The following is a 26,464-nucleotide window of genomic DNA, read 5'->3' on the forward strand; positions in this document are numbered from 1 at the left end:
CAGCCAGTCGGGCAACCGAGCAACCAAGCAAGCCCCCGAGCAACCACCTTCAACAGAAAGCACCGCACATGAAACTCGGCGTCTACAACGCGATCCTGCACGACCGCAGCCTCCCCGAGGCGATCGCGGTCGTGCAGCGCCTCGGCCTCACCGGCATCGAGCTGAACACGGGCGGTTTCCTGCCCCCGGTGCACGTGCCGAACCGCGAGCAGATCCTCACCTCCGACGCGGCCCGCGACGAGTTCCTCGGCCGGTTCGAGGGCACCGGCGTGCAGATCGCCGGCCTCAACTGCAACGGCAATCCGCTGCACCCGAAGCCGCTCATCGGCGACGCACACGCCGCCGACGTGCGCCGCTCGATCGAGCTCGCCGCGCGGCTCGGCCAGAACCGCGTGGTCACCATGTCGGGCCTGCCGGGCGGTGAGCCCGGCTCGACCGTCGTCAACTGGGTGGTCAACGCGTGGAACTCGGCCGCGCTCGACGTGCTCGACTACCAGTGGGACATCGCGGCGGCGTTCTGGCGCGAGATCGACCGCTTCGCCGCCGACCACGGGGTGAAGGTGGCGCTCGAACTGCACCCGCAGAACCTCGTGTTCAACTCGGCCGACGTGCACAAGCTCATCGAGCTGACGGGCGCGACCCACGTGGGGGTCGAGCTCGACGCCTCGCACCTGTTCTGGCAGCAGATGGACCCGGTCGCGGTCGTGCGGCACCTCGGCGAGCTGGTCTTCCACGCCGCCGCGAAGGACGTGCGCGTGAACCTTGAGTTCGCGCGCCTCAACGGCGTGCTCGACAACTCGTTCCGCCGTCTGTCGCCCGACGAGCCCCGCACGAACCTTGGCGGCGACGAGTGGGCGAACGAGTGGCCGAAGCAGTCGGCGTGGGACTTCGTGGCGCTCGGCAGGGGCCACGACACGGCATTCTGGACCGAGTTCCTGCGGGCGCTGCGCGACGTGGATCCCGAGATGTGGGTCAATATCGAGCACGAGGACGTGTCGCTCGGGCGCATCGAGGGCCTCGAGGTGGCCTCGCGGGTGCTGCGCGACGCCGCCGCCGCGCTGTAGGCGCGGGCCGGGCGGCGGGCGCAGGCGGGATCGCCGGCGGATCGGACCCGCCGACCCCTGCCGCGTTCGCCGCCCCGGGTACGCTCGGAACCGCAGCACGTCTCGAAGGGAGCCCCATGCGCATCGGACTCGTCGGCTACGGAGCCGGAGGCCGGCTCTTCCACCTGCCCTACATCCAGGCCGCGGCGGAGTGGCGGATCGCGGGTGTCGTCACCCGCTCGCCCGCGCGCCGCGCGCAGCTCGTCGAGGAGGCGCCCGGGGTGCCGGCCTTCGATTCGCTCGACGACCTCCTCGACGCCGGCGTCGACGCGGTGGTCACCTCCACGCCCCCGGGTACCCGCCGCGAGCTGGTGCTGCGAGCGCTCGCGCGGGGCGCGCACGTGGTGGCCGACAAACCGTTCGCCCCGCATCTCTCGGGCGCCCGCGAGTTGGCCGACGCCGCGCGGGCCGCGGGCCGGGTGCTGACGGTGTTCCAGAACCGGCGCTGGGACACGGATCTCGTCACGCTGCGCGGCGCGCTCGAGTCGGGCGCGCTCGGCACGCCGTGGCGCGCGGAGCTGGTGCTGGATCAGGACGACCCGGGCACACTCGAGTCCGGGCCCGACGACGGCCTGCTGCGCGACCTCGGGGCGCACGTCGTCGACCAGGCGATCCAGCTGTTCGGGCCGGTGGCCCGGTTCGACGGGCACCTCGACTGGCTCGACGTCGACGGCGGCAGGGTCGACGTCGGCTTCGCGCTCGGGCTGCACCACGGCTCGGGGGTCTACAGCGCAGTCTCGGCGAGCAAGCTGGGGCGCCGGTCGGAGCGCCGCATGGTGGTCTACGGCAGCGAGGGATCGTATGCGTCGCGCATGCATGACGTGCAGTTCGACCGGATCATGGCGGGCGAGCGGCCCGCGGCGGCCGCGCAGTGGGGCGTGGAGCGGGAGGAGCGCTGGGGCGTGCTCTCGACTGCGGCGGGCGAGCGGCGGGTGCCCTCGGCCGCCGGTGACTACTCGGCGTTCTACCGCGGTCTGCACGCGGCGCTCGCCGAGGGTGCACCACTGCCGGTGCGGCTCGACGAGGCCCTGCACACGATCGCGGTGCTCGACGCCGCGAGGGAGAGCGACGCGCGGGGCCGCTCGATCGAGGTCGAGACCGCGTAGCCCGCGTCCCTCCCCCCCTCCCCGCACCCGCGCCCGCGCTCCTCCCCGTCGAGAGGCGAGAATCGCAGGCGGCTCGCCCGAACCACCTGCGATTCTCGCCTCTCGGCGGGTCCCCCGGGAAGCCCGGGCGGATCCGCGGTCCCCACCGCAGCCCGCCTCCGGGCGGCGGCGCTACTTCTGCGGCAGGTAGATCGCGCCGGTCGTGACGTCCTCCTCGAGCTCCTCGAGCGTGCGGCCGCGCGTCTCGGGCACGAACCTCCACACGAACAGCAGCGCCAGTGCGCCCACTCCGGCGAAGAGGTAGAACGTGCCCGTGATCCCGACCGCGTCGACGAGCGACAGGAAGTAGAGCGACAGGAACCCGTTGGTCACCCAGAGCATGAACACGGCGACGCCCATGCCGAAGCCGCGCATGTGCAGCGGGAAGATCTCGGAGAGGTAGACCCAGACGGCCACGTTGAGGAACGTCTGCATCGAGCCGACGAACAGCACGACGAGGAGCAGGATCACCCAGGGTCGCGCCGGGTTGCCGACGGGCAGCGTCATGGAGGCGAGCGCGATCAGCAGGTGGCTCGCGGTGGTGAGCGTCAGACCGGTGATGAAGGTCTTGCGGCGATCGAAGCGGTCCATCATGGCGAGGGCGATGATGGCGCCCACCACGGCGATGACGCCGGGGGCGATGTTCGCGATGAGGGCGGCGCTCTCGTCGAAGCCCGACTCGACGAGCACCGTCTGGCCGAAGTACATGATCGAGTTGATGCCGGTGAGCTGCTGGGCGATGCCGACGCCGATGCCGATCAGCAGGATGCGCAGCAGGTTCTTGTTCGAGAAGACGGCGCGCCACCCGAGCTGGGTCTCGACGGCCTCCTCGGCGGTGATCCGCTCGAGGTCGCGCATCTCGGCCTCGGCGCGATCTTCGGATCGCACGGTCTTGAGCACCGCGAGCGCGTCGGCGCGGCGGCCCTTCTCGACGAGCCAGCGCGGCGATTCGGGCATGCGCAGCATGCCGAAGAAGAGCGCGATGGCGGGCAGCGCGCAGATCGCGAACATGATGCGCCAGACGCCGTCGAGGTGGCCGAGGGCGTTGCCGATGATCGCGTTGACGACGAAGGCGGCGAGCTGGCCGGTGACGATCATCAGCTCGTTGCGGCCCGCGAGGGAGCCGCGGATCTCGTAGGGCGCCATCTCGGCGAGGAAGACGGGCACCACGGTCGAGGCCCCGCCGACCGCGAGGCCGAGCAGCACGCGCCCGATCACGAGCACGGTGAGGCCGGGGGCCGCGACGACGAAGAGGGTGCCGACGAAGAACAGCACGGCGAGCAGGATGATGGTCTTGCGGCGGCCCCAGCCGTCGGAGAGACGGCCGCAGAGCATGGCGCCGATCGCGGCGGCGAAGATGAGCGAGCTGGTGACGACTCCCTCGGTGAAGGGGTTGAGGCCGAGTTCGGCGGCCATGGGCCGCAGCGCCCCGTTGATCACACCCGTGTCGTACCCGAAGAGCAGGCCGCCGAAGGTCGCGATCAGCGCGACGAGGCCGAGCCGCTTGCGGTGCGGGCCGCCGGTGAGCGGCGGCAGGGTCGATGTGCTCGGGTCTATGGATGCTGAGGCCATGAAGAGACTCCTTCGTCGATCGCGCGCTCGAGTCGTAACGGAGCGCTCACCCGAGCTTAACAATGTCGTTACATTTGGACAAACTTGGGCGGGGGCATAGGGTGGCCCCGTGACGTCGTTGCTTCCGCACCTCGCGCCGCCCGCCTGGGCACTGCTCGCGCTCGCGGCGGTGCTCGTGGGCGTCTCGAAGACCGCGATCCCCGGCATCAACACACTCTCGATCGCAGTCTTCGCGGCCGTGCTGCCCGCGCGCGCATCGACGGGCGCGCTGCTCCTCCTGCTCATCGTAGGGGATCTCTTCGCGCTGCTCAGCTACCGGAGGCACGCCGACTGGCGCACGCTGATCCGACTCATCCCGGCCGTCGTCGCCGGCCTCGCACTCGGCGCCGGGTTCCTCGCCGTCGCCGACGACGCGTGGGTGCGCCGCGTGATCGGCGTGATCCTGCTGCTCATCATCGCGTTCACCCTCTGGCAGCGAGCGAGGCGCCGCCCCATCGGCGTCGAACCCGCGTCGGATCGCGCCGCCGCGCTCGCTCGCGTCGGCTACGGCTCGCTCGGCGGCTTCACCACGATGGTGGCGAACGCCGGCGGCCCCGTGATGTCGATGTACTTCCTCGCCGCGCGCTTCCCGGTAAAGGCGTTCCTCGGCACCGCGGCCTGGTTCTTCGCCGTGCTCAACCTCGCGAAGCTGCCCGTGTCGGTGGGCCTCGGGCTCATCACGCCGGGTACGCTGCTGCTCGATCTGCTGCTCGTGCCCGGCGTGATCGGGGGCGCGATGCTCGGGCGCTGGATCGCCGATCGCATCAGGCAGCAGGCCTTCGAGTGGGCCGTGATCCTGTGCACCGTGCTCGGCGCACTCTACCTGCTGCTGAGCTGAGCGGCGGGCACGGCGTTCCGCGGCCCGGCCGCCCCGCAGCCGGCCCGGCGGGATCCCCTCGGATCACGCCGAGGCGATCAGCTCTTTGATCTTCGCGAGCTGGAACTTCGAGATCTCGTCGGCCCGCTCGTCTTCGGCGAACACGTTCGACACGATGAGCGCGTCCTCGCGGTCGAGGAAGCCCGTCTGCCGCAGCGTGCCGAAGAGCTCGGCCCAGTCGACGTCGCCGTCGCCGATCGCGAGGTGCTGGTGCACGCGCACGGCGTTGCCGGGCGGGTTGGTGATGTAGCGCAGCGCGTTCGAGCGCGTGTGGTCGAAGGTGTCGGCCGCGTAGACGGCGCCCAGGCGATCGCCAACCTCGGGCAGCAGCGAGGCCGCGCGGTCGCCGTAGTGGAACGTGTGCGCACCCACGTAGACGAAGCCCACGCGGTCGGTGTTCAGACCGCGGATGATGCGCCACGCCTCGAGCCCGTCCTCGACGAAGTCGTCGGGGTGCGGATCGAAGTTGAGCGTGACGCCCTCGCGCTCGAGCACCGGCACCAGCGCCTCCATCGCGCGGTAGAACGCGAACTCCGACTCCTCCTCGCGCTCGGGGCGGCCCGAGAACTCGGTGTTGACGATGGGCGCCTCGAGCTCGGCCGCGATCTCGATGTAGCGGGTCGTGTTGAAGATCGCGGCCTGCACCTGGTGCTCTTCGGGCCCGCCGAAGCGCTGCACGGGCAGCACCGACGTGATCGTCACCCCGGCGTCGTTCGCGCGCTTCTTGAGCTTCGCGATCATGTCGCCGTCGACCTTCGGATAGTGGAAGTGGCGCCCGAAGTCGGGGTTCGGGGTGAGCTGCAGGTACTCGTAGCCGAGCCGCGCCACCAGGTCCGGGAAGTCGAGCAGGTGGACGGTGCCGTTGTAGGGGGTGGGATCGAGAGCGATGCGAACCATCGGGAGCTCCTTTGCTGTGCGGTGCGGGTCAGGCGTAGAAAGCGGGGCGCTCGGGCGCCTCGACGGGCACGATACCGCCCTCGTGCAGGGCCTTGACCCCGGCCTCGCACGACAGCGCGACGAGGTAGCCGTCCCACGCGTTGGGGCCGTCGATGAGGTCTCCGCGGCGCACGGCGTCGACCCAGCGCTGGATCTGCGCGTCGTAGGCGGCGGCGAACCGCGTGGTGAAGCTCTCATGCTCCCGCACGCGGAAGAACCCGGCGTCCCAGCGCTGCAGGCCCGACGGCTGGCCGATGCGGGCGATGCCCTTCTCGAAGACGGCCTCGGTGGCGACCTGGTAGCCGAACTGCACGCTGACGTTCATCTCGACGTCGACGAGCACGCCGTTCTCGAGCTCCATGATCACGAGGATCGGCTCGCGCAGGCGCTCCGGGGCGAGCGAGTTGCGGCGGGGGTGCTTCACCTCGACGCTCACGACGCGCGACCCGGCGAGCCACGGCACCACGTCGAACTCGTGCACCACCGAGTCGGTGATGAGCATGTCCTCGGTGTAGCTCTCGGGCACCGAGGGGTTGCGGTGCAGCGCGCGCACCATCAGCAGCTCGCCGCTCTCGCCCGAGGAGACGAGCTCGCGCAGGGCCTGGTACTCGTCGTCGAAGCGGCGCATGAAGCCGAGCTGGATGTGCGGGCGGTCGAGCTGCTGCTCGCGCTCGAGGATCTCGAGCGAGCTCTCCGAAGTCTGCGTGAGGGGCTTCTCGCACAGGATGGGCAGCCCCGCTTCGAGTGCCGGCTTCAGCACCGGCGCGTGGAACTGGCCGGGGGTCGCGATGAGCACCGCGTCCATGGCGCCGGCCTCGATCGCCTCCTCGAGGCGCGTGAAGGAGAGGGATCCCGGGGCGTCGGCCGCAGCCGCCTCTGCACGGCCGGCGTCGGGCTCGACGATGGCGGAGACGCGGGCGCCCGCGATGCGGTGCGTGATGCGCTTGATGTGGTCGGCGCCCATCATGCCGGCGCCGACGACGGCGACGCGGAGTTCTTCAGTCATCTTTTCTTGCTCCTTAGGAGATTCGCGCCAGGTGGGTGCAGCCGAAGATGTGCTCACGGGTGCGCCGGGCGATCGGGAGGGGGCGGTCGACGTCGCAGCCGTACATGTCCTGCTCGACGATCGCGAAGATCTCGGGGTCGATCTTCGCGACGGCCTCGATCACGGGTGCGAGGTCGGGGATGCCGTTCGGCGGCTCGATCATGATGCCGTCGGCGACGGCGTCGACGAACGACGTGTCGTTCTTCAGCACGTCGAAGAGCAGCGTGGGATCGACCTGCTTGAGGTGCAGGTAGCCGATGCGCTCGGGGCGCTGCTCGATGAGCTGCACGTTGTCGCCGCCGTAGTAGGCGAAGTGGCCGGTGTCGAGGCAGAGGTTCGTGTAGCGGGGGTCGGTCTCGTCGAGGAAGCGCAGCACCTCTCGCGTGGTGCCGATGTGGCTGTCGGCGTGCGAGTGGAACTGCTGCCGCATGCCGAACTCGTCGAGCAGCGCCTTCCCGAGGCGGTCGTGGCCGGCGGCGAGCTTCGTCCACTGCTCGTCGTCGAGCGTGCGGGGCTCGAGGTTCTCGCCGGTGACGTCGCTGCGCCAGAGGTCGGGGATCACGACGAGGTGCTCGGCGCCGAGCTTCGAGGCGAGGCCGGCGACCGCGAGGGCCTGGTCCCAGGCCCGCTGCCACTGCTCGTCGCCCTTGTGGAAGCCCGTGAAGACGGTGCCGGCCGAGAGCTTGAGGCCGCGCGTGCCGAGTTCGTCCTCGAGCTGGTGGGGGTCGGTGGGCAGGTAGCCGTAGGGGCCGAGTTCGATCCACTCGTAGCCCGCCTGCACGACCTCGTCGAGGAATCGCCGCCAGGGCACCTGGCCGGGGTCGTCCGCGTGCCAGACGCCCCAGGAGTCGGGCGCCGTGCCGATGCGCAGTCCGGGGTTGTCGGTGATAGCTGCCATGTGCGTGATGCTTCCTCACTCGTTCTGCGCGGGGCGGCCCGCTCGCGCCGCTGCGCTCGGGCTTTGATATGACAATATGCCATTGTAGGGCACTCGGATCGTCTTTCCCAGACCTTCGGGCGAACGCGTTCGAAGGCTCATCCGGAAGCCCGCCGCACGCGCAGCGGGGCCGCCGGGACGCGCGCGACGTGCGGCGTCCGGGCGGCCCCCGCAGCGGGTCGTCCGGGCTCAGCCCAGCAGCGGCTTCTGCGCAGCGACCTGCTGCACGTACTCGGCGCGGGCCCGCTGGGTCGACTCGAGCGTCGACACCTGCGGCACCGGCACGTCCCACCAGCCCGCGCCGTCGGGCGCGTAGATCAGCGGGTCGCTGTTGATGTGGATGAACGTGGCGCGATCCGACGCCTTCGCCTGCGCGATCGCGGCCCGCAGCTCGTCGATCGCGTCGGCGCCCGGCTCGACCTCGATGACGTTCATGCCATAACTGCGGGCGTTCATCGCCAGATCGACGGGCAGCACTCGATCTCCCTGGAAATTGCGTGCCCGCTCGTCGTACTCGCGGTACCAGGTGCCGAAGCGCTCGGAACCGACCGTCTCGGAGAGGTGGCCGATCGAGGCGTAGCCGTGGTTCTGGATGAGGATCACGATGATCTTGATGCCCTCGGCCACGGCCGTGACGAGCTCGGTGTTGAGCATCAGGTACGAGCCGTCGCCCACCATCACGATCACGTCGCGGTCGTCGCCGTCGGCGAGCAGGCCGCGCTTCGCGCCCAGGCCGCCCGCGATCTCGTAGCCCATGCACGAGTACGCGTACTCGACGTGATAGCCGAGCGGGTCGCGCACGCGCCACAGCTTGTGCAGGTCGCCGGGCAGCGATCCCGCCGCCTGCACGATCACGTCCTCGGGCGCGGAGGCCTGCTGCACGGCCCCGATGATCTCGGGCTGGCCCGGCAGCGCGAGCCCCGAGGGCCGGAACGCCTCGTCGACGATGCCGTCCCACTGCGCCTTCTCGGAGGCCACGCGTTCGGCGTAGTCGGCCTCGACGCGCAGGTCGGAGAGAGCCGTGTGCAGATCGAGCAGCGCCTCCCGGGCGTCGGCGATCACGGGGATCTGCGTGCCGTGCTTGTAGGCGTCGAACGATGCGACGTTGATGTTCACGAACCGCACGTCGGGGTTCTGGAACGCCGTGCGGGAGGCGGTGGTGAAGTCGCTGTAGCGGGTGCCGATGCCGATGATGAGGTCGGCTTCTGCCGCGAGGCGGTTTGCCGCGAGCGTGCCGGTCGCGCCGACGCCCCCCAGGTACTGCGGGTGATCCCAGTCCAGCACGCCTCCGCCCGCCTGCGAGGAGCCGACCGGGATACCGGTCGCCTCGACGAACTCGCGCAGCTGCTGCTCGGCGTCGGAGTAGAGCACGCCGCCGCCGGCCACGATGAAGGGCCGCTTCGCCGCGCGGATCGCCTCGACGGCGAGCGCGAGCGCGTCGCGTTCGGGGCGCGGGCGACGGATGCGCCACTCGCGCGGCTGCAGGAACTCGACGGGCACGTCGAAGGCCTCGGCCTGCACGTCCTCGGGCAGCGCGATGGTGACCGCGCCGGTCTCGGCGGGGTCGGTGAGCACGCGCATCGCCGCGAGGGCGATCGAGAACAGCTGCTCGGGGCGCTGCACGCGGTCGAAGAACTTCGAGACGGGGCGGAACGCGTCGTTGACGGTGAGCCCGATGTCGTGGGGCTGCTCGAGCTGCTGCAGCACCGGGTCGGCGACGCGGGTGGCGAAGGTGTCGCTCGGCAGCAGCAGCGCCGGCAGCCGGTTGGTGGTGGCGAGCGCCGCGCCGGTGAGCAGGTTCGTGGCGCCGGGGCCCACCGAGGCGGCCGACGCGTAGGTGCCGCGGCGCCGATGCATCCGGGCGTAGCCGACAGCCTGGTGCACCATGGCCTGCTCGTTGCGGGCCTGGTAGTAGGGCATGAGCTCGGGGTTCTCGGCGTTGCACTGCTTCAGCGCCTGACCCACGCCGGCGACGTTGCCGTGGCCGAAGATGCCGAACATGCCGGGCACGGTGCGCTCGCGGATCTCGGTGCCGTCGGCGGCGCGGTCGACGGTCCACTGGTTCGCCAGGAACTCGACGAGCGCCTGGCTGACGGTCATTCGACGGGTGGTCATCGTGGTCTCCGTTTCGCTTGAGGGGTCGGGCCCTGAGCCCGTCGAAGGATCGGCCCGCTCGCACGGCGGGGCGCGAGCGGGTGGAGGGTCAGCGGTCGGCGGTGAAGGGAAGGCGCGAGTCGAGCTGCTGCCCCTCCCAGGTCTCGCGCACCCAGCCGTGGGCCGGGTCGTCGCTGATGAGCCAGGTGCGCTCGGGGTCGGGCCCGGCCATCACGTTGAGGTAGTACATGTCGTAGCCCGGCGCCGCGACCGCGGGGCCGTGGTAGCCGTAGGGCACGAGCGCCACGTCGCCGGTCTTCACCTGGGAGTCGATCTCGATCTGCCCCGCGGGAGACGAGTAGGTGCTGAACATGCCGAAGGCGTGCTCAGCGTCGACGCCCTCTGGGGCGTCTTTGGTGGGCGCGACCTCGAAGTAGTAGATCTCCTCGAGCTCGGACTCGTGGCCTTCGACGTGCTCGTCGTGCTTGTGGGGCGGATACGACGACCAGTTCTCGGCCGGGGTGATGACCTCGACCACGATGAAGCGGGCCGCGTCGAGCGCCTCCTTGCGACCGAAGTTGTGCACCTGGCGGCTGGAGGCGCCGGCTCCGCGCAGTTCGACGGGCACCTCTTCGACCGGCATGTAGCGGGTGGGGCGCACGATGTCGGTGGGCGAGGTGGCGACGAGGAAGCGGCTCTCGCCGGGCGAAGTCGCGGTGACGGTTCCGGTGGCGGCCGCCGAGAGGTAGAGCACGTCGGTGGGGCCCGCGAACACGGAGGGCCGGCCGGCGAGCTCGGTGACCGCCTGCTCGCCGTTCTCGGCGTGGGTCACCCGGAACGAGCCGGAGAGGGGCACGATGAGGCGCTCGACGCCGGTGCCCTCGAGGTCGAGCGAGGCGCCCGGCTCGAGTCTGCCCACTCGAATGCCGGTGTGCTCCCACCCGGGGGTGCGCTCGTCGACCACGCTCTCCCAGCCGTCCTCGGCGAGTTCGCCGCGGCGGTGGAACCAGCGCTCGGCCTGCTGCGTCATGTCGTTCTCCTCTCCAGCCCTGCCGGCCGGGCGAGCGGGGCCGGGCCGGGGGCTCCCGCCCCCGGGCTCCGACCGCCGCGCCCCCGGCGCGGCCGGTGCGTCAGTCGTTCTGCGGGAAGCCGAGGTTGATGCCGCCGTGCTTGGCGGGATCGAGCCAGCGGCTGGTGATCGCCTTCTCGCGGGTGAAGAACTCGAAGCCCTGCACGCCGTACGCCTTCGAGTCGCCGAAGAGCGAGGCCTTCCAGCCGCCGAAGGAGTGGTAGGCGACCGGCACGGGGATCGGCACGTTGATGCCGATCATGCCGACCTGGATCTCGTGCTGGAAGCGCCGGGCGGCTCCGCCGTCGTTGGTGAAGATGGCGGTGCCGTTGCCGAAGGCGCCCGAGTTGATGAGCTCGACGCCCTCCTCGAAGGTCTTCACGCGCACGATCTCGAGCACGGGCCCGAAGATCTCCTCGGTGTAGGCGCGCGAGGTGGTGGGGAGGTGGTCGATGAGGGTCGGGCCCACGAAGAAGCCGTTCTCGTGACCGTCGACCGTGAAGTCGCGGCCGTCGACCACGATCGTCGCGCCGTCCTGCTCGGCGATGTCGATGTAGCCCGTCACCTTGTCGCGGTGCACGTCGGTGATGAGCGGACCCATGTCGGGCTCGGGGCTCGATGCGCCGTTGCCGATGTTGAGGTTCGCGATGCGCTCCTTGATCTTCTCGATCAGCTCGTCGGCGACGGGCTCGACGGCCAGCACGACCGAGATCGCCATGCAGCGCTCGCCCGCGGCGCCGTAGCCGGCGTTGATCGCCTGGTCGGCGACGAGGTCGAGGTCGGCGTCGGGCAGCACCAGCATGTGGTTCTTCGCGCCGCCGAGGGCCTGCACGCGCTTGCCGTGCTTCGAGGCGGTCTCGTAGATGTACTGCGCGATGGGGGTCGAGCCGACGAACGAGATCGACTGCACCGCGGGGTCGGTGAGCAGACCGTCGACCGCGAGCTTGTCGCCGTTGAGCACGGTGAACACGCCGTCGGGCAGACCCGCCTCCTTCCACAGCTCGGCGAGCCACAGCGACGCCGAGGGATCCTTCTCGCTCGGCTTCACGATGACCGCGTTGCCGGCCGCGATGGCGACGGGGAAGAACCACATCGGCACCATGGCGGGGAAGTTGAAGGGCGAGATGATGCCGGCGACGCCGATGGGCTGCTTGATCGAGTAGACGTCGATGCCGGTGGAGGCGTTCTCGGAGAACGCGCCCTTGATGAGGTGGGGGAAGCCGGTGGCGAGCTCGACGACCTCCTGGCCGCGCAGGATCTCGCCCATGGCGTCGGAGAGCACCTTGCCGTGCTCGGAGGTGATGATCGCGGCGAGCTCGGGCTTGCGCTCGTTGAGCAGCTCGCGGAACTTGAAGATGACGGTCTGGCGCTTGGCCATGGAGAACTCGCTCCACAGCTCGAAGCCGCGCTGCGCCGACGCGATGGCCTCGGCGATCTCGGCCTCGTCGGCGAGCGCCACATGGGCCTGCACCTCACCGGTGGCGGGGTTGTAGACGGGGGCGGTGCGACCGCTCGCCGACTCGCGACGTGCGCCGTCGATCCAGTGCGGGATCACGGGGAGATCGGTGCTCATGGGGTTCCCTTCGGGGTGGAGGTGTGTGCCCGCCATTCTGGGCGGGGCCACTGACATTCTTATCGGTAAACGCGCGGGCCGCGCGAGGCTCGGACCGGCTCGCGCGAGGTGAGCCGGCGCCGAGTGCCGACGCCGGCGCTAGGGCAGGTCGCGGTGCACGAGGCGCGCGGCCGTGTCGACCGCCGCGGCCACGTCGTCGTCGTGGGGGTAGAGCAGGGTGCGGCCCACCGTGAGGCCGCGCACGCCGGGGAGCCCGAGCGCGTGCTCCCAGGCGGCGAACGTCTCGTCGGGATCGCCGCCGTTGTCGCCGCCGAGCAGCAGCGTGGGCATCGTCGTGGCCTCCATGACGCGCTCCATCTCGGGCACGACGGGCAGCTTCATCCACGTGTACGCGCTCGAGTTGCCGAGGCCCGAGGCGATCGCGGTCGAGAGGATCACGGCGTCGGCCGAGAGGTCGTTGACGACCCTGCCGTCGACGCGGCCGCTCATGAACGGTTCGAGCATGATGGGCAGTTCGGCCGCGGCTGCGGCGTCGACCGCGCGGGCCGTCGCCTCGAGCGTGGAGGCGGTGCCCGCGTCGTCGAGGTCGACGCGGATGAGGGTCTTGGCGAAGTCGATGCCCTGCCGCTTCATGGCGGGCACGTCGTACGCGGTGTAGCGGTCGTCCATCTCGAACGAGGCTCCCCGCAGGCCGCCGCGGTTCATCGAGCCCACCACGAGCTTGTCGTCGAGCAGGCCGAGCGCGGCGAGGTCGTCGATGATGTCGGGGGTGCCGAGCACGCCGTCGACGCCGGGCCGGGAGACGGCGAGCGCCATGCGCTCGAGCAGGTCGTAGCGGTTGGCCATGGCGGTCTTGTTGGAGCCGACGGCGATCGCGCCTCGGGCGGGGTGGTCGGCGGCGACGATGAACAGCCGCCCGTCGCCGCGGATCACATCGCGTCGGCGGCGCTCGGCGAGGGCGCGGCCGACGCCCGCCGGGTCGGCGGCGCGCAGTTCGCGCAGGCGCTCGAAGTCCAGTGCCATCTCAGGCCCCCTTCGCAAGAATCGCCTCGACCTCTGCGGCGTCGGGCATGGCCGTGGAGCACTCCAGTCGGGTCGCGACGATGGCGCCGGCGACGTTCGCGAAGCGGAGGATGCGCTCGAGCTCCCAGCCCTGCAGCAGGCCGTGGCAGAGCGCTCCGCCGAAGGCGTCCCCCGATCCGAGGCCGTTGACCACGTCGACGAAGTGCGGGAGCACCTCGACGCGCTCGTCGCGGGTCTTGGCGAGCACGCCCTTCGGGCCCTGCTTCACGATGGCGAGCTCGATGCCGCGCTCGAGCAGCGCGTCGGCGGCGCGGTCGGGCTCGGTCTCGCCGACGGCCACCTCGCACTCCTCCTTGTTGCCCACGGCGACGGTCGCGTTGCCGATGGCGCGCTCGACCTGGGCGGTGGCCTCGGCGGGGTCGGCCCAGAACATGGGGCGGTAGTCGAGGTCGAAGACGGTGTGCCTGTGGCCGGCGCGCGCCTCGAGGGCGGTGTGGTGGGCGCTGCGGCTGGGCTCCTCGCTGAGCCCGGTGAGCGTGAACCAGAAGATGCGTGCGGCGCGCACGGCGTCGAGGTCGAGGTCGGAGCTCGTGATCTGCAGGTCGGGCGCCTTGGGCTTGCGGTAGAAGTAGAGCGGGAAGTCGTCGGGCGGGAAGATCTCGCAGAAGGTGACGGGGGTGGGGAACTCGGGATCGACCCTCACCTCGCGGGGGTCGACGCCGAGGCGGTCGAGTTCGCGCAGCAGGTAGCGGCCGAAGGGGTCGTCGCCCACTCGGGAGATGAGGGCGCTCGTGTCGCCGTACTTGGCCGCCGCGACCGAGACGTTGGCCGCGCTGCCCCCGAGGTACTTGCCGAAGCTCTCGACGTCCTCGAGCGGACCCTTCTGCAACGGGTAGACGTCGACGCCGAGCCGCCCCATCACCAACACGTCATCAGGACGCCGCTGTTCCGACATTCGCTCCCCGCCTTCCGGTTCATGACATGAGCAGCGCGCCGTGCGCCGCTGCATTTGTCCTAACAATATCACGAAGCGAAGCCGGTGGCACCACATCGCCTCAATGGAGGTAATGTTGTCATCACATAGGAGTAGCGCGGCTCCCCAGACGTCGCCGCTCAGTGCACGGAGAGCGGGCGCGGATCAGCGGCCCCTGTTCCGTTCGCGCTGCGGCCGGCGCCTCGCACGGCGGCCCGCCGAGCGAAGCGAGGGTCACATGAGCACCGAACCCGTCTGGCCGGAAGAGCTGTTCACCGACCTCGATCGAACCGGCCCGGTGCCCCTCTACTTCCAGATCTCGAGCCGCCTCGAGCGCGCGATCCGCGACGGCGTCATCCCCGCCGGCGCCCGCCTCGAGAACGAGATCTCGATCGGCGAGCGCCTCGGCCTCTCGCGCCCCACCGTGCGCCGCGCGATCCAGGAGCTCGTCGACAAGGGCCTGCTCGTGCGCCGCCGCGGCATCGGCACCCAGGTGGTGCAGGCGCGGGTGAGCCGGCCCGTCGAGCTGACGAGCCTGCACGAGGATCTCACGCGGGTGGGCCACACGCCCACGACGCGCGTGCTCTCGATCGAGCGCGTGCAGGCCGACGAGGAGGTGGCGGCGCAGCTGCGCATCGCCCCCGGCACCGAGATCAGCCGCATCCGCCGCCTGCGCTGCGCCGACGGCACCCCCATGGCGATCCTCGACAACCTGCTCGCCCCCGAGTTCTCGGACATCACCGCCGAGGACCTCGAGCGGCACGGCCTCTACGAGATCCTGCGGGCGCGCGGCATCACCATCAAGATCGCGAACCAGACGATCGGCGCGAGGCGCACGCACGGCGACGAGCACGAGCTGCTCGATCTCGCGAAGGGCAGCCCGCTGCTCACCATGGACCGCGTGGCCTTCGACCACGGCGGGCGGGTCATCGAGGCGGGGCACCACTGCTACCGCCCCGACCTCTACTCCTTCGAGACGACGCTCGTCTCGCGCTGAGCGCCGCCGCGCGCCCCCGCGAGCAGCTCGCGGTAGACCTCGAGCAGGCGATCCGCCGACGCCCCCCAGTTGCGGGTGAGAGCATGGGCCCGGGCGCCGCGACCCAGCGCGGCGAGCCGGTCGGGATCGGCGAGCAGCGCCGACAGTGCGTCGGCCCAGACGCGCGGATCGTCGCCCGCCACCAGCACTCCCGTCTCGCCGTCGATGACGGCCTCGCGCAGCCCGCCCGCGTCGCGCGCGATCACCGGGATGCCGGAGGCGGCCGCCTCGAGGGCGACGAGCCCGAACGTCTCGGAGTGCGACGGCACGAGCATCACGGCCGCGCGGCGGATGCGGTCGGCGAGCTCGCCCCGCCGCAGGGCGCCGTCGAAGGCGGTCGTGCAGAGCATGCCGTGGCGGGCGACCGCCTCGTGCAGCGCTCGCACGTAGTCGTCGCCGTCGGGCGGCGGCGCGCCCACAATGCGCAGCATGGGCCGCTGGTCGGGCGGCAGCACCGCCACCGCCTCGATCACGAGGTCGAAGCCCTTGAGCGGATGCAGCCGCCCCACAACGATCGCCTCGGGGCGTCCGCCGCTGCCGAACCAGTCGCGGTCCTCTTCGCAGTCGCGCGTGGCGCACGGATGGAACAGCTCGGTGTCGACGCCGAGCGGCACGACGCGCACGCGATCCTCGTCGCCGTCGAGGCGCTCGAGCACGGTGCGCCGCTCGGCCTCGCTCACCGCGATCACCAGGTCGACCTCGTGCGCGAGGCGCCGCTCCCCCGCCAGCCGGCCCGGCGACTCGGGCCGCTCGCCGTCGGTGAGCGGCGACTCGGGCGGCGCCGCGATCGAGTGGTAGCTCTGCACGAGCGGAACGCCGGCGCGGCGCGCGACCGGCAGTGCCGCGATGCCGGAGAACCAGTGCTCGGCGTGCAGCAGGTCGACGGGCGCGCGCTGCAGCTCGGCGTCGAGCAGCGCGCCGAACTCGCCCATCACGCCCTCGTGCTCGCCCTTCGCGAGCAGCCGCGGCGGGCCGGCGTCGATCTGCACGACCGCGAGCCCAGACTCGAGCACGGTGCGGGCCGGTGGCGCAGGATCGCTGCGGCGGGTGAAGATGGTGACCTCGTGCCCCGCGCGGGCGAGGGCGTCGGCCTGGGCCCGCACCACCACGTTCATGCCGCCGGCGTCCTTCGTGCCCGGCACGTCGAGTGGCGACGTGTGCAGCATGACGAAGCCGATACGGAGCGGGGCGGCGCTGGAGGGCATGCATCGAGCGTATCGCCTCGGCCGGGCCGGCCCGCCTCGCCTCGCTCGGCTTCCCTGCCGCGGTGCCGAGGATCGGGTTCGCGGGCCGGGAATACGCGGGCGGGCAACGGGGTTGATGCGAGATATACCCCATAGGGGTATGCTGAAAGAGACTGCAACGAGAGGATCGCCATGACCGCCGCACCCCAGACCACCGAGTACCGAGTCACCGGCATGAGCTGCGGACACTGCGAGAATGCGATCCGCCAGGAGGTCGCCGAGGTGCCGGGCGTCACCGGCATCGAGGTCAGCGCCGGCACCGGCCTGCTGCGCGTCGCGCACGCCGAGCCGCTCGACGACGCCGCGATCCTCGCCGCCGTCGACGAGGCCGGCTACACCGCCGCCCGCGCCTGAGCCATGAGCACCAGCACCTACGAGCTCGAGATCGGCGGCATGACCTGCGCCTCGTGCGCCGCCCGCATCGAGAAGAAGCTGAACCGGCTCGACGGCGTCGAGGCCAGCGTCAACTACGCCACCGAGAAGGCCCGCATCGCGGCGCCGGAGGGCTTCGACCCGCACCTGCTCATCGCCGAGGTCGAGAAGACCGGCTACACCGCCGAGCTCCCCGCGCCGCCGCCCGACGCGACCGGCGCCGACGACGGCGCGACCGAGCACGACGACCCCGAACTGCTCGCCCTGCGCCGCCGCCTCGTCGGCTCGGTCTGGCTGTCGGTGCCCGTGATCCTCGTCTCGATGATCCCCGCCCTGCAGTTCGACTACTGGCAGTGGGCCGCCCTCACCCTCACCGCCCCCGTCATCGCCTGGGCGGCCTGGCCCTTCCACCGGGCCGCCTGGGTCAACCTGAAGCACGGCGCCGCCACCATGGACACGCTCGTGTCGGTGGGCACCTCGGCCGCGTTCCTGTGGTCGCTGTACGCGCTGTTCCTCGGCACCGCCGGCGAGAGGGGCATGACGCACGCCTTCGAGATCACCGTCCACCCCCACGACGGCGCGGGCAACATCTACCTCGAGGTCGCTGCGGGCGTCACCATGTTCCTGCTGGCGGGGCGCTACTTCGAGAAGCGCTCGAAGCGCCAGGCCGGATCCGCGCTGCGCGCGCTGCTCGAGCTCGGAGCGAAGGACGTCGCGGTGCGGCGGGGCGGGGTCGAGACCCGCGTGCCCGTCGAGCAGCTCGAGGTCGGCGACGAGTTCATCGTGCGGCCCGGGGAGAAGATCGCCACCGACGGCGTGATCGTCGAGGGCGCCACCGCGGTCGACGCCTCCATGCTCACCGGCGAGTCGGTGCCCGTCGAGGCCGCCACCGGCGACAGCGTCACGGGCGGCACCGTCTCCACAAGCGGCCGCATCGTCGTGCGCGCCGACCGCATCGGCTCCGACACCCAGCTCGCCCGGATGGCGAGGATGGTCGAAGACGCCCAGTCGGGCAAGGCGCAGGTGCAGCGCCTTGCCGACCGCATCTCGGGCGTCTTCGTGCCGATCGTGCTCGTGATCGCCCTCGCGACGCTCATCACCTGGTTCGCGCTCGGATCCTCGGCGGCGAGCGCGTTCACCGCGGCCGTCGCCGTGCTCATCATCGCCTGCCCCTGCGCGCTCGGGCTCGCGACTCCCACGGCCCTGCTCGTCGGCACCGGTCGCGGCGCTCAGCTCGGGATCCTGATCAAGGGCCCCGAGATCCTCGAGTCGACGCGCCGCGTCGACACCGTCGTGCTCGACAAGACGGGCACCGTCACGAGCGGGCGGATGGAGCTCGCCGAGGTGATCCCCGCAGCGGGTCAGGATCGAGACGAGCTGCTGCGCCGCGCGGGCGCCGTCGAGGCGGCCTCCGAGCACCCGATCGCGCAGGCCGTCGCGCGCGCCGCGGCCGACGAGCTCGGAGACCGGCTGCCGGCCGCCGAGTCGTTCCGCAACGTCGCCGGCCGGGGGGTCGCGGCGACCGTCGAGGGCACCGCGGTCATCGTGGGGCGCGACTCCCTGCTCGCGGACTGGGCCGTGACCGCCGACGCCGCACTGCTCGCCGAGAAGGACCGCCTCGAGGCCGCCGGGCGCACCGTGGTCGTCGCCGCCTGGGACGGCGAGGCCCGGGGCCTGCTCGCCGTCGCCGACAGCGTCAAGCCCACGAGCGCCGAAGCGATCCGCGCCCTGGAACGCCTGAGCCTCACCCCCGTGCTGCTCACCGGCGACAACCGCGCCGTCGCCGAGCGCGTCGCCGCCGAGGTCGGCATCGATCGCGTGCACGCCGAGGTGCTGCCCGGCGACAAGGTCGACGTCGTCAGGGCGCTGCAGGCCGAGGGGCGCGTCGTCGCGATGGTCGGCGACGGCGTCAACGACGCCCCCGCCCTCGCGCAGGCCGACCTCGGCCTCGCCATGGGCACCGGAACCGACGCCGCCATCGAGGCCGCCGACATCACCCTCGTACGCGGCGACCTGCGCAGCGCGGCCGACGCCATCCGGCTGTCGCGCCGCACCCTCGCCACCATCAAGGGCAACCTGTTCTGGGCCTTCGCCTACAACGTCGCCGCGATCCCCCTCGCGGCGCTCGGCCTGCTCAACCCGATGATCGCGGGGGCCGCGATGGCGTTCTCGAGCGTCTTCGTCGTGGGCAACAGCCTTCGCCTGCGCGGCTTCAGGGGCGCTTCGACTCGGCGTGAGCGGTAGCGTCGAGTACCGAGAGATGGAGACACGGATGCAGGACGAGTGCGAGCCCGAGTTCAGCGCCGGGCACCCCGAGCGCCCCGACGCCCGCGACGACGGCCACGGGCACGGGCACTCCCACGACCACGGCGTCGGCGGCGGATCCGGGGCGCCCGGCACCGCGACCGCGAAGCACCGCAAGCGGCTGATCCTCGTGCTCTCCATCACCCTCGGCGTCTTCGTGGTGCAGGTGGCGGGCGCCTTCGTCTCGAACTCGCTGTCGCTGCTCGCCGACGCCGGGCATATGCTCACCGACGCCACCGGCGTCGCGATCGCGCTCATCGCGAGCCTCATCGCGGCGCTTCCCGCCACCTCGAAGCGCACCTTCGGCTACCTGCGCGTCGAGGTGCTCGCCGCGCTCGTCAACGGCATCGTGCTGGGCGTCATCGCGGTCGTCATCCTCGTGCAGGCGATCTCGCGCTTCGGTGCCGAGGTCGAGGTGCACTCGGGGCCCATGCTCGTGGCGGCCGTGATCGGCGCCGCGGCGAACCTGGTCTCGCTGCTGATCCTGCAGTCCGGCCAGAAGGAGAGCCTCAACGTGCGGGGCGCCTACCTCGAGGTGCTCGGCGACCTGCTCGGCTCGATCGCCGTCATCATCGCCGGCATCGTCATCATGCTCACCGGTTGGAACGCCGTCGACCAGATCGCCTCGATCCTCATCGCCCTGCTCATCTTCCCGCGCGCGATCAGCCTGCTGCGCGACGTCGTCGACGTGCTGCTCGAGGCCTCCCCCAAGAACATCGACGTCGACGCGGCCCGCGACCACATGCTCGCCGTGCCGGGCGTCACCGAGGTGCACGACGTGCACGCCTGGACCATCACCTCTGGGGTGCCCGCCTTCTCGGCCCACGTCACGGTCTCCGATGCGGCCTGGAGCGAGCGCGACTACCACGCGATCCTCGACGAGCTGCGGGCCTGCCTGCACGAGCACTTCGACACCTCCCACGTCACGCTGCAGCTCGAACCCGCGAGCCACGGCGAGAACTCCTCACATGCACATGCGTGACTGCGGTCCCCTCAGGTCGGCGAGGAGAGTGGAGCTCCGCGCGCCTCGGCGGCGCGCGGGGCGACGAAGGAGCAACGCGCGAGGGGTCCCCGTCCGGGCGCGGAGACCGGTCTCCGAACCGCGACACGCCCGGCCCTCCCCTCGCGCAGGCGCAGAACCGCGCCGATCCTTATTTTGAGTTATTCAAAACAAGTAGGCTGATGCCATGAGCGCGAACACCCCGGCCCCTCACGAACCGTGGAGCAGCCTGCTCCGCGCGCGCGGGCTGCGCGTCACCGAGGGCCGCCTCTCCGCTCTCGACCACATCGCCGCCCACCCGCACAGCTCGGCCGCCGCCATCCACACGGCCCTCGCCGAGCAGCAGCCGTCGCTCTCCCCCCAGTCGGTGCACAACATCGTCAACGACCTCACCCAGCACGGCCTGCTGCGCCGCATCGACCCGCCCGACTCCGGCAGCGCCCTCTACGAGACCCGCCTGCACGACAACCACCATCACGTGCAGTGCATCGTCTGCCACCGCATCGAAGACGTCGACTGCGCCCTCGGCGCGGCGCCGTGCATGCTGCCCCCGCAGACCCACGGCATGCGCATCATCGAGGCCACCGTCACCTTCCGCGGCATCTGCGCCGTCTGCGAACGGCGGGCCGAGACGCGCGAGGCCGATCCCGAGGCCGCAACCGCGGCCGCCGGATCCGCACCAGCCGCCTGATCCGCACCCCGCCGCGAGCTCGACGCCGAGCCCCTCCGCGGCTCCCCCATGCCCGAACACGTCCAGCACACCCCCGAAGAAAGGAACCGGCATTGACTGACGAGCTCAAGTGCCCCGTCGACCACAGCGGCAGGGGCCCCGCCCCCACCGAGGGCACGGCGAAGCCCGCCGCAGGCGCGACCACCAACACCGACTGGTGGCCCGACCGCCTCAACCTGAAGATCCTTGCCAAGAACCCCGACGTCGCCAACCCCCAGGGCGCCGACTTCGACTACCGCGCCGCCTTCGAGACGCTCGACCTGCCCGCCGTGAAGGCCGACATCGCCGAGGTGCTCACCGATTCGCAGCCCTGGTGGCCCGCCGACTTCGGCAACTACGGCCCGCTCTTCATCCGCATGGCCTGGCACTCGGCCGGCACCTACCGCGTCTTCGACGGCCGCGGCGGCGGCACCGGCCAGCAGCGCTTCGCGCCCCTCAACAGCTGGCCCGACAACGTCGGCCTCGACAAGGCGCGCCGCCTGCTGTGGCCCGTCAAGAAGAAGTACGGCAAGTCGCTCTCGTGGGGCGACCTCATGATCCTCGCAGGCAACGTCGCGCACGAGCAGATGGGCATGCCCACCTTCGGCTTCGCCGGCGGTCGCCCCGACGTGTGGGAGCCGGACGACGACGTGTACTGGGGCTCCGAGGGCAGCTGGCTCGGCGACGAGGCCCGCCTCGGCGACGACGGCAAGGCCAAGCTCTCCGAACCGCTCGGCGCCACCATGATGGGCCTCATCTACGTCAACCCCGAGGGCCCGCGCGCGAGCGGCGACCCCCTCGCCGCGGCGCTCCAGATCCGCGAGACCTTCGCCCGCATGGCCATGAACGACGAGGAGACCGTCGCCCTCATCGCCGGCGGCCACACCTTCGGCAAGACCCACGGCGCCGCCCCCGAGGGCGACCACGTCGCGGCCGAGCCCGAGGGCGCCCCCATGGAGCAGATGGGCCTCGGCTGGAAGAGCAGCTTCGGCACCGGCCACGGCAAGGACACCATCGGCTCGGGCCTCGAGGTCACCTGGACCTACCACCCCACGCGCTGGGACAACGAGTTCTTCCACATCCTCTTCGCCTACGAGTGGGAGAAGGTCGACGGCCCCGGCGGCCACCACCACTGGCGTCCGAAGGACGGCGGCGGATCCGACATGGTGCCCGAGGCCGACTTCAGCGGCCGCCGCGAGCCCCGCATGCTCACCACCGACATCTCGCTGCGCGAGGATCCGATCTACCGCGAGATCTCGATGCGCTACCGCGACGACCAGCGCGCCTTCACCGAGGCCTACGCTCGCGCCTGGTTCAAGCTCACCCACCGCGATCTCGGCCCGAAGTCGCGCTACCTCGGCCCCGAGGTTCCGTCGGAGGATCTGATCTGGCAGGATCCGATCCCGGCGCGCAACTACGAGCTGATCGACGCCGCCGACGTCGCCGCCCTCGAGCAGCGCATCGCCGAATCCGGCCTGACCGTCGCCGAGCTCGTCTCGACCGGCTGGGCGGCGGCCGCCACCTACCGCGGCAGCGACAAGCGCGGCGGCGCGAACGGCGGCCGCATCCGCCTCGAGCCGCAGCGCGACTGGGAGGTCAACAACCCCGAGCGCCTCGCCCGGGTGCTGCAGGTGCTCGACGGCGTCAAGGCGCAGTTCGACGCCGAGAACGAGGCCACCGGCAAGCGCGTCTCGATCGCCGACCTCACGGTGCTCGCCGGCAACGTGGGCGTGAAGCAGGCCGCCGAGGCCGCGGGCCGCACGGTCTCGATCCCCTTCACCCCGGGTCGCACCGACGCCTCGCAGCAGCAGACCGACGTCGAGTCGTTCGAGTACCTCAACCCGGCCGCCGACGGCTTCCGCAACTACGAGAGCCCGCGGGCACTCGGACGCCCCGCCGAGCAGCTGCTCGTCGACCGCGCCAACCTGCTCACCCTGTCGGCCCCCGAGATGACCGTGCTCGTCGGCGGTCTGCGCGTGCTCGACGCCAACTGGGACGGCTCGAAGCACGGCGTGCTCACCGACCGCCCGGGCGTGCTCACGAACGACTTCTTCGTGAACCTGCTCGATCTGAACACGAACTGGCGCGCGATCGACCCCGAGTCGCGCACCTTCCAGGCCATCGATGAGACTACGGGCGAGGAGACCTGGACCGGCACCCGCGCCGACCTCGTGTTCGGCTCGAACAGCGAGCTGCGCGCGGTCGCCGAGGTGTACGCCAGCGACGACGCCGCCGACCGGTTCGTCGACGACTTCGTGCGCGCCTGGGTCAAGGTCGCGAACCTCGACCGCTTCGATCTGCGGTAGCCGACGCTCGGCCTCGGCGAGGGGATGCCTTCCTGTCGCGAGGATGCCTGAACACCCGTTCGCCCGGCATCCTCCCGACGGGGAGGCATCCCCTCGTCGCACGTCGACGGTGCGGGTGCGGCAAGCGCCCCTCAGCCGAGCCTCGGGCCGCCCTCCGGCTGCGCCAGGTGCCGCGCCACGCGCTGCTCGAGGCCGAGCCGCACGCCCGGCCACTCGGTGCGGGTGATCGAGAACACCACGGTGTCGCGCAGGTAGCCCGCGGGCTGCCGCAGGTGCGCGCGCAGGACGCCGTCCTGCCGCGCCCCGAGCCTCGCGATCGCCTCCCGCGACTGGTGGTTGTGGGAGTCGGTGCGGAACTCGACCGCCGGGCAGTCCCAGACCTCGAAGGCGTGCGCGAGCAGCAGCAGCTTCGACTCGGGGTTCGTGCCGGTGCCGTGCGCGCCGGCCGCGTTCCAGGTCGAGCCGATCTCGACCCGGGGCGTCGCGGCGTCGATGTTCATGAACGTGGTCATGCCGATCACGCGGCCCGTGTCGTTGCGGCGCGCGGTGAAGGGCAGCATCGACCCGCACCGCTGCAGCTCGAGGCGCCGGTCGATCTCGGCCGCCATGCCGTCGGGCGCCGGGATGCTCGTGTACCAGAGCCGCCACATCTCGCCATCCTGCACGGCCTCGACGAGCCCGTCGTGGTGCTCGGGCGCGAGCGGCTCGAGCGTGACGAGCCGGCCCCGCAGCACGCCCGGATGTTCGAGTGTCATCTGGTCGCCCCGACGATCAGTCCAGCAGCAGCGCGGGCTCTTCGAGCACGGACGCCACGTCGGCGACGAAGCGCGAGATCACGTCTCCGTCGACGATGCGGTGGTCGAACGATCCGCCGACGGTGGTGACCATCCGGGGTCGCACCTCGCCGTCGACCACCCACGGCTTCTGCTTGATGGTGCCCATCGCCATGATGGCGCACTCGCCGGGGTTGAGGATCGGGGTGCCGAAGTCCATGCCGAAGACGCCGATGTTGGTGATCGTGATGGTGCCGTTCTGCATCTCGGCGGGCTGGGTGCGGCCGTCGCGCGCCGTGATCGTGAGCTGCTCGATCGCCTTCGCCAGGTCGAGCAGGCTGAGGTCTTGCGCGTCCTTGATGTTGGGCACCACGAGGCCGCGCGGCGTGGCCGCGGCGATGCCGAGGTTCACGAAGTTGTGTCGGATGATCTCGGTGTCGGTGAAGGTGGAGTTCACCTCGGGGTTGCGCCGGATCGCCCAGAGCATCGCCTTCGCGAAGATGAGCAGCGGTGACACCTTGACGCCCGCGAAGTCGGTGGAGTTCTTGAGGCGCTTCACGAACTCCATCGTGCGGGTCGCGTCGACGTCGGTGAAGACGCCCACGTGGGGCGCCTCGGTCGAGCTGGCCACCATCGCCTTCGCGATCTGCTTGCGCATGCCCTTCAGCGGGATGCGCTCCTCGCGGGCCTCCGACGCCTCGGGGGTGGAGATGTTGCGGAAGAGGCTCGCCTGGGTGGCGTGCCGCACCACGTCGTCGCGCAGGATCTCGCCGGCGATGCCGGTGCCCGAGACCTGCGAGAGGTCGACGCCGAGATCCTTTGCGAGCTTGCGGATCGGCGGCTTCGCGATGATCGGGGCTGCCTCGGCGACCGGGATCGGCGCGTGCGCGCGCGGCGACCCGTTCAACAGCGGTTCGCCGCCGCGACGACGGCGCGACTTCACCGCGCCGCCCGCCCCGTAGCCGACGAGCACGGCGCCGCCCTCGTCCTCGTGCTCCACGCTCGCAGCCGCGTCGGCGACCGCGGCGCGGGTCTCCTCGTCGGCGCCCGCCGACTCCGCACCCGCCGGCTCCGCCCCGGGCGCCGCTGCGGCCTCGCCGCCCTCGGACCCCGCCGTCGTGACGCGCAGGATCGGATCGCCCACGGGAACGGTCTGACCGATCTCGGCGAGCAGCTCGGTGACCGTGCCGGTGAACGGCGACGGCAGTTCGACGAGCGACTTCGCGGTCTCGATCTCGCAGATCACCTGGTTGAGCTCGACCGTGTCGCCGGGCGAGACGTGCCAGGTGACGATCTCGGCCTCGGTCAGGCCCTCGCCCACGTCGGGAAGGGGGAACGTCATCTCGCTCATGGTTGCTCCTGGGATTCGGTGGGAGGTTCTAATAGTGCATCGTGCGGTCGACGGCCTCGAGCACGCGGTCGGCGTCGGGCAGGTAGAGCGATTCGACGGCGGCCGCAGGGAACGGCACGTCGTAGCCGGAGACGCGCAGCACCGGCGCCTGCAGGGAGTAGAACGCGCGCTCGGCGACGGTCGCGGCGATCTCGCTGCCGATGCTCGCGTTGCCGACCGCCTCCTGCGCGACCACGAGACGCCCGGTCTTGCGCACGGAGGCGAGCAGCGGCTCGTAGTCGATCGGCGAGACGCTGCGCAGGTCGACGACCTCGAGGCTCGTGCCCTCGGACTGCGCGACCTCGGCGGCCTGCAGCAGCGTCGTCACCATCGCGCCGTGGCCGACGACGGTACAGTCGGTGCCCGTGCGGGCGATCCGGGTCTGGTGGAGGCCCGCGGCCGGCGCCGCCGGATCGACCTCGCCCTTCTGCCAGTACTTCGCCTTGGGCTCGAAGAACAGCACGGGATCGTTCGAGGCGATCGCCTGCTGAATCATCCAGTAGGCGTCGTTCGGCGTCGACGGCGCGACGACGCGCAGGCCAGGGGTGTGCGCGAAGTACGCCTCGGGGCTCTCCTCGTGGTGCTCGATGGAGTTGATGTGCCCGCCGTAGGGCACGCGGATGACCACCGGCATGTCGACCCGGCCGTCGTGGCGGGCGCGGATCTTCGCGAGCTGCGTGACGATCTGGTTGAAGGCCGGGAAGATGAAGCCGTCGAACTGGATCTCGATGACGGGGCGGTAGCCGCGCATCGCGAGGCCGATCGCGCTGCCGACGATGCCGGCCTCGGCGAGCGGGGTGTCGAGCACGCGGGCCGAGCCGAAGTCTGCCTGCAGCCGGTCGGTCACGCGGAAGACGCCGCCGAGCGGGCCGATGTCCTCACCCATGAGCAGCACTCGCTCGTCGGCGGCCATCGCGGCGCGCAGCCCCTCGTTGATGGCGCGG

At 71.3% G+C, this 26,464-nt stretch carries 22 protein-coding genes; 9 read left to right on the forward strand and 13 right to left on the reverse strand.

The window, feature by feature from the left end:
- The first annotated feature begins 68 nt into the window (after nucleotides 1-68).
- Both Leucomu_RS14775 and Leucomu_RS14780 read left to right on the forward strand, forming a co-directional pair.
- Nucleotides 69-1,064 (forward strand): sugar phosphate isomerase/epimerase family protein, encoded by a 996-nt coding sequence (locus Leucomu_RS14775; protein ID WP_128387690.1) that lies wholly within the window; start codon nucleotides 69-71, stop codon nucleotides 1,062-1,064.
- A 116-nt stretch (nucleotides 1,065-1,180) separates the two neighbouring features.
- Nucleotides 1,181-2,209 (forward strand): Gfo/Idh/MocA family oxidoreductase, encoded by a 1,029-nt coding sequence (locus Leucomu_RS14780; RefSeq protein WP_128387691.1) that lies wholly within the window; start codon nucleotides 1,181-1,183, stop codon nucleotides 2,207-2,209.
- Between the two features lie 171 nt (nucleotides 2,210-2,380).
- Here Leucomu_RS14780 and Leucomu_RS14785 read toward each other — a convergent pair whose 3' ends face one another.
- Nucleotides 2,381-3,820 carry a sugar porter family MFS transporter gene (locus tag Leucomu_RS14785; protein ID WP_128387692.1) on the reverse strand — a complete coding sequence of 480 codons (1,440 nt, stop codon included), beginning with the start codon at nucleotides 3,818-3,820 and terminating at the stop codon, nucleotides 2,381-2,383.
- A 109-nt stretch (nucleotides 3,821-3,929) separates the two neighbouring features.
- Between Leucomu_RS14785 and Leucomu_RS14790 the strand changes: the two genes are divergently transcribed.
- Nucleotides 3,930-4,697 (forward strand): sulfite exporter TauE/SafE family protein, encoded by a 768-nt coding sequence (locus Leucomu_RS14790; protein WP_128387693.1) that lies wholly within the window; start codon nucleotides 3,930-3,932, stop codon nucleotides 4,695-4,697.
- A 63-nt stretch (nucleotides 4,698-4,760) separates the two neighbouring features.
- On the opposite strand, the gene Leucomu_RS14795 is transcribed toward Leucomu_RS14790, so the two are convergent.
- The 8 genes from Leucomu_RS14795 to iolC all read right to left on the reverse strand — a co-directional run bounded on the left by Leucomu_RS14795 (nucleotide 4,761) and on the right by iolC (nucleotide 14,368).
- Nucleotides 4,761-5,633 carry a sugar phosphate isomerase/epimerase family protein gene (locus tag Leucomu_RS14795; protein ID WP_128387694.1) on the reverse strand — a complete coding sequence of 291 codons (873 nt, stop codon included), beginning with the start codon at nucleotides 5,631-5,633 and terminating at the stop codon, nucleotides 4,761-4,763.
- Nucleotides 5,634-5,661: 28 nt separating this feature from the next.
- Nucleotides 5,662-6,678, reverse strand: coding sequence for a Gfo/Idh/MocA family protein (locus Leucomu_RS14800; protein WP_017884054.1), 1,017 nt, complete (start codon nucleotides 6,676-6,678; stop codon nucleotides 5,662-5,664).
- A gap of 13 nt (nucleotides 6,679-6,691) precedes the next feature.
- Nucleotides 6,692-7,615 carry a sugar phosphate isomerase/epimerase family protein gene (locus tag Leucomu_RS14805; RefSeq protein WP_017884055.1) on the reverse strand — a complete coding sequence of 308 codons (924 nt, stop codon included), beginning with the start codon at nucleotides 7,613-7,615 and terminating at the stop codon, nucleotides 6,692-6,694.
- A gap of 228 nt (nucleotides 7,616-7,843) precedes the next feature.
- Nucleotides 7,844-9,769, reverse strand: a complete 1,926-nt coding sequence (gene iolD, locus Leucomu_RS14810; RefSeq protein WP_128387695.1) for a 3D-(3,5/4)-trihydroxycyclohexane-1,2-dione acylhydrolase (decyclizing) — start codon at nucleotides 9,767-9,769, stop codon at nucleotides 7,844-7,846.
- A gap of 88 nt (nucleotides 9,770-9,857) precedes the next feature.
- Nucleotides 9,858-10,778, reverse strand: coding sequence for a 5-deoxy-glucuronate isomerase (gene iolB / locus Leucomu_RS14815; RefSeq protein WP_128387696.1), 921 nt, complete (start codon nucleotides 10,776-10,778; stop codon nucleotides 9,858-9,860).
- A gap of 100 nt (nucleotides 10,779-10,878) precedes the next feature.
- Nucleotides 10,879-12,390, reverse strand: a complete 1,512-nt coding sequence (locus tag Leucomu_RS14820; RefSeq protein ID WP_017884058.1) for a CoA-acylating methylmalonate-semialdehyde dehydrogenase — start codon at nucleotides 12,388-12,390, stop codon at nucleotides 10,879-10,881.
- A gap of 138 nt (nucleotides 12,391-12,528) precedes the next feature.
- Nucleotides 12,529-13,413: a class I fructose-bisphosphate aldolase gene (locus Leucomu_RS14825; RefSeq protein ID WP_017884059.1), complete on the reverse strand. Its 885-nt coding sequence runs from the start codon at nucleotides 13,411-13,413 to the stop codon at nucleotides 12,529-12,531.
- Nucleotide 13,414: 1 nt separating this feature from the next.
- Entirely contained in the window at nucleotides 13,415-14,368 is a 954-nt protein-coding gene (gene iolC, locus Leucomu_RS14830; protein ID WP_031290024.1) for a 5-dehydro-2-deoxygluconokinase, read from the reverse strand.
- A 256-nt stretch (nucleotides 14,369-14,624) separates the two neighbouring features.
- Here iolC and Leucomu_RS14835 point away from each other — a divergent pair, with 256 nt between their 5' ends.
- Nucleotides 14,625-15,383, forward strand: a complete 759-nt coding sequence (locus Leucomu_RS14835) for a GntR family transcriptional regulator (RefSeq protein ID WP_017884061.1) — start codon at nucleotides 14,625-14,627, stop codon at nucleotides 15,381-15,383.
- On the opposite strand, the gene Leucomu_RS14840 is transcribed toward Leucomu_RS14835, so the two are convergent.
- A complete protein-coding gene (locus Leucomu_RS14840) occupies nucleotides 15,350-16,627 on the reverse strand; it encodes a glycosyltransferase (RefSeq protein ID WP_128387697.1) in 1,278 nt (425 codons plus the stop codon). The genes Leucomu_RS14835 and Leucomu_RS14840 overlap by 34 nt on opposite strands.
- Nucleotides 16,628-16,798: 171 nt before the next feature.
- Between Leucomu_RS14840 and Leucomu_RS14845 the strand changes: the two genes are divergently transcribed.
- The 5 genes from Leucomu_RS14845 to katG all read left to right on the forward strand — a co-directional run bounded on the left by Leucomu_RS14845 (nucleotide 16,799) and on the right by katG (nucleotide 23,357).
- Nucleotides 16,799-17,020 carry a heavy-metal-associated domain-containing protein gene (locus Leucomu_RS14845; protein ID WP_128387698.1) on the forward strand — a complete coding sequence of 74 codons (222 nt, stop codon included), beginning with the start codon at nucleotides 16,799-16,801 and terminating at the stop codon, nucleotides 17,018-17,020.
- A gap of 3 nt (nucleotides 17,021-17,023) precedes the next feature.
- Entirely contained in the window at nucleotides 17,024-19,282 is a 2,259-nt protein-coding gene (locus Leucomu_RS14850; RefSeq protein ID WP_128387699.1) for a heavy metal translocating P-type ATPase, read from the forward strand.
- 16 nt (nucleotides 19,283-19,298) lie between these two features.
- Nucleotides 19,299-20,324 carry a cation diffusion facilitator family transporter gene (locus tag Leucomu_RS14855; protein WP_228407128.1) on the forward strand — a complete coding sequence of 342 codons (1,026 nt, stop codon included), beginning with the start codon at nucleotides 19,299-19,301 and terminating at the stop codon, nucleotides 20,322-20,324.
- Between the two features lie 205 nt (nucleotides 20,325-20,529).
- Nucleotides 20,530-21,033, forward strand: coding sequence for a Fur family transcriptional regulator (locus Leucomu_RS14860; RefSeq protein WP_128387700.1), 504 nt, complete (start codon nucleotides 20,530-20,532; stop codon nucleotides 21,031-21,033).
- A 92-nt stretch (nucleotides 21,034-21,125) separates the two neighbouring features.
- Entirely contained in the window at nucleotides 21,126-23,357 is a 2,232-nt protein-coding gene (katG, locus tag Leucomu_RS14865) for a catalase/peroxidase HPI (protein WP_128387701.1), read from the forward strand.
- A gap of 131 nt (nucleotides 23,358-23,488) precedes the next feature.
- Here the strand turns inward: katG and Leucomu_RS14870 are convergent, their stop codons facing one another.
- From Leucomu_RS14870 to Leucomu_RS14880, 3 genes are read right to left on the reverse strand one after another with little or no spacing between them, the layout of a single operon-like run.
- A complete protein-coding gene (locus Leucomu_RS14870) occupies nucleotides 23,489-24,112 on the reverse strand; it encodes a GNAT family N-acetyltransferase (RefSeq protein WP_017884068.1) in 624 nt (207 codons plus the stop codon).
- 16 nt (nucleotides 24,113-24,128) lie between these two features.
- Nucleotides 24,129-25,481, reverse strand: coding sequence for a dihydrolipoamide acetyltransferase family protein (locus Leucomu_RS14875; protein WP_017884069.1), 1,353 nt, complete (start codon nucleotides 25,479-25,481; stop codon nucleotides 24,129-24,131).
- A gap of 28 nt (nucleotides 25,482-25,509) precedes the next feature.
- Nucleotides 25,510-26,433 carry an alpha-ketoacid dehydrogenase subunit beta gene (locus tag Leucomu_RS14880; RefSeq protein ID WP_238560342.1) on the reverse strand — a complete coding sequence of 308 codons (924 nt, stop codon included), beginning with the start codon at nucleotides 26,431-26,433 and terminating at the stop codon, nucleotides 25,510-25,512.
- Nucleotides 26,434-26,464: the final 31 nt, after the last annotated feature.

The organism is Leucobacter muris (assembly GCF_004028235.1).
Lineage (GTDB): Bacteria > Actinomycetota > Actinomycetes > Actinomycetales > Microbacteriaceae > Leucobacter > Leucobacter muris.

What these genes read in the sequence shown, in the direction of transcription:
- Leucomu_RS14775 (WP_128387690.1), top strand. Translation starts at nt 69, where the DNA reads ATGAAACTCGGCGTCTACAACGCGATCCTGCACGACCGCAGCCTCCCC.
- Leucomu_RS14780 (WP_128387691.1), top strand. Translation starts at nt 1,181, where the DNA reads ATGCGCATCGGACTCGTCGGCTACGGAGCCGGAGGCCGGCTCTTCCAC.
- Leucomu_RS14785 (WP_128387692.1), bottom strand. Translation starts at nt 3,820, where the DNA reads ATGGCCTCAGCATCCATAGACCCGAGCACATCGACCCTGCCGCCGCTC.
- Leucomu_RS14795 (WP_128387694.1), bottom strand. Translation starts at nt 5,633, where the DNA reads ATGGTTCGCATCGCTCTCGATCCCACCCCCTACAACGGCACCGTCCAC.
- Leucomu_RS14800 (WP_017884054.1), bottom strand. Translation starts at nt 6,678, where the DNA reads ATGACTGAAGAACTCCGCGTCGCCGTCGTCGGCGCCGGCATGATGGGC.
- Leucomu_RS14805 (WP_017884055.1), bottom strand. Translation starts at nt 7,615, where the DNA reads ATGGCAGCTATCACCGACAACCCCGGACTGCGCATCGGCACGGCGCCC.
- iolD (WP_128387695.1), bottom strand. Translation starts at nt 9,769, where the DNA reads ATGACCACCCGTCGAATGACCGTCAGCCAGGCGCTCGTCGAGTTCCTG.
- iolB (WP_128387696.1), bottom strand. Translation starts at nt 10,778, where the DNA reads ATGACGCAGCAGGCCGAGCGCTGGTTCCACCGCCGCGGCGAACTCGCC.
- Leucomu_RS14820 (WP_017884058.1), bottom strand. Translation starts at nt 12,390, where the DNA reads ATGAGCACCGATCTCCCCGTGATCCCGCACTGGATCGACGGCGCACGT.
- Leucomu_RS14825 (WP_017884059.1), bottom strand. Translation starts at nt 13,413, where the DNA reads ATGGCACTGGACTTCGAGCGCCTGCGCGAACTGCGCGCCGCCGACCCG.
- iolC (WP_031290024.1), bottom strand. Translation starts at nt 14,368, where the DNA reads ATGTCGGAACAGCGGCGTCCTGATGACGTGTTGGTGATGGGGCGGCTC.
- Leucomu_RS14835 (WP_017884061.1), top strand. Translation starts at nt 14,625, where the DNA reads ATGAGCACCGAACCCGTCTGGCCGGAAGAGCTGTTCACCGACCTCGAT.
- Leucomu_RS14840 (WP_128387697.1), bottom strand. Translation starts at nt 16,627, where the DNA reads ATGCCCTCCAGCGCCGCCCCGCTCCGTATCGGCTTCGTCATGCTGCAC.
- Leucomu_RS14845 (WP_128387698.1), top strand. Translation starts at nt 16,799, where the DNA reads ATGACCGCCGCACCCCAGACCACCGAGTACCGAGTCACCGGCATGAGC.
- Leucomu_RS14850 (WP_128387699.1), top strand. Translation starts at nt 17,024, where the DNA reads ATGAGCACCAGCACCTACGAGCTCGAGATCGGCGGCATGACCTGCGCC.
- Leucomu_RS14855 (WP_228407128.1), top strand. Translation starts at nt 19,299, where the DNA reads ATGGAGACACGGATGCAGGACGAGTGCGAGCCCGAGTTCAGCGCCGGG.
- Leucomu_RS14860 (WP_128387700.1), top strand. Translation starts at nt 20,530, where the DNA reads ATGAGCGCGAACACCCCGGCCCCTCACGAACCGTGGAGCAGCCTGCTC.
- Leucomu_RS14870 (WP_017884068.1), bottom strand. Translation starts at nt 24,112, where the DNA reads ATGACACTCGAACATCCGGGCGTGCTGCGGGGCCGGCTCGTCACGCTC.
- Leucomu_RS14875 (WP_017884069.1), bottom strand. Translation starts at nt 25,481, where the DNA reads ATGAGCGAGATGACGTTCCCCCTTCCCGACGTGGGCGAGGGCCTGACC.
- Leucomu_RS14880 (WP_238560342.1), bottom strand. Translation starts at nt 26,433, where the DNA reads ATGGCCGCCGACGAGCGAGTGCTGCTCATGGGTGAGGACATCGGCCCG.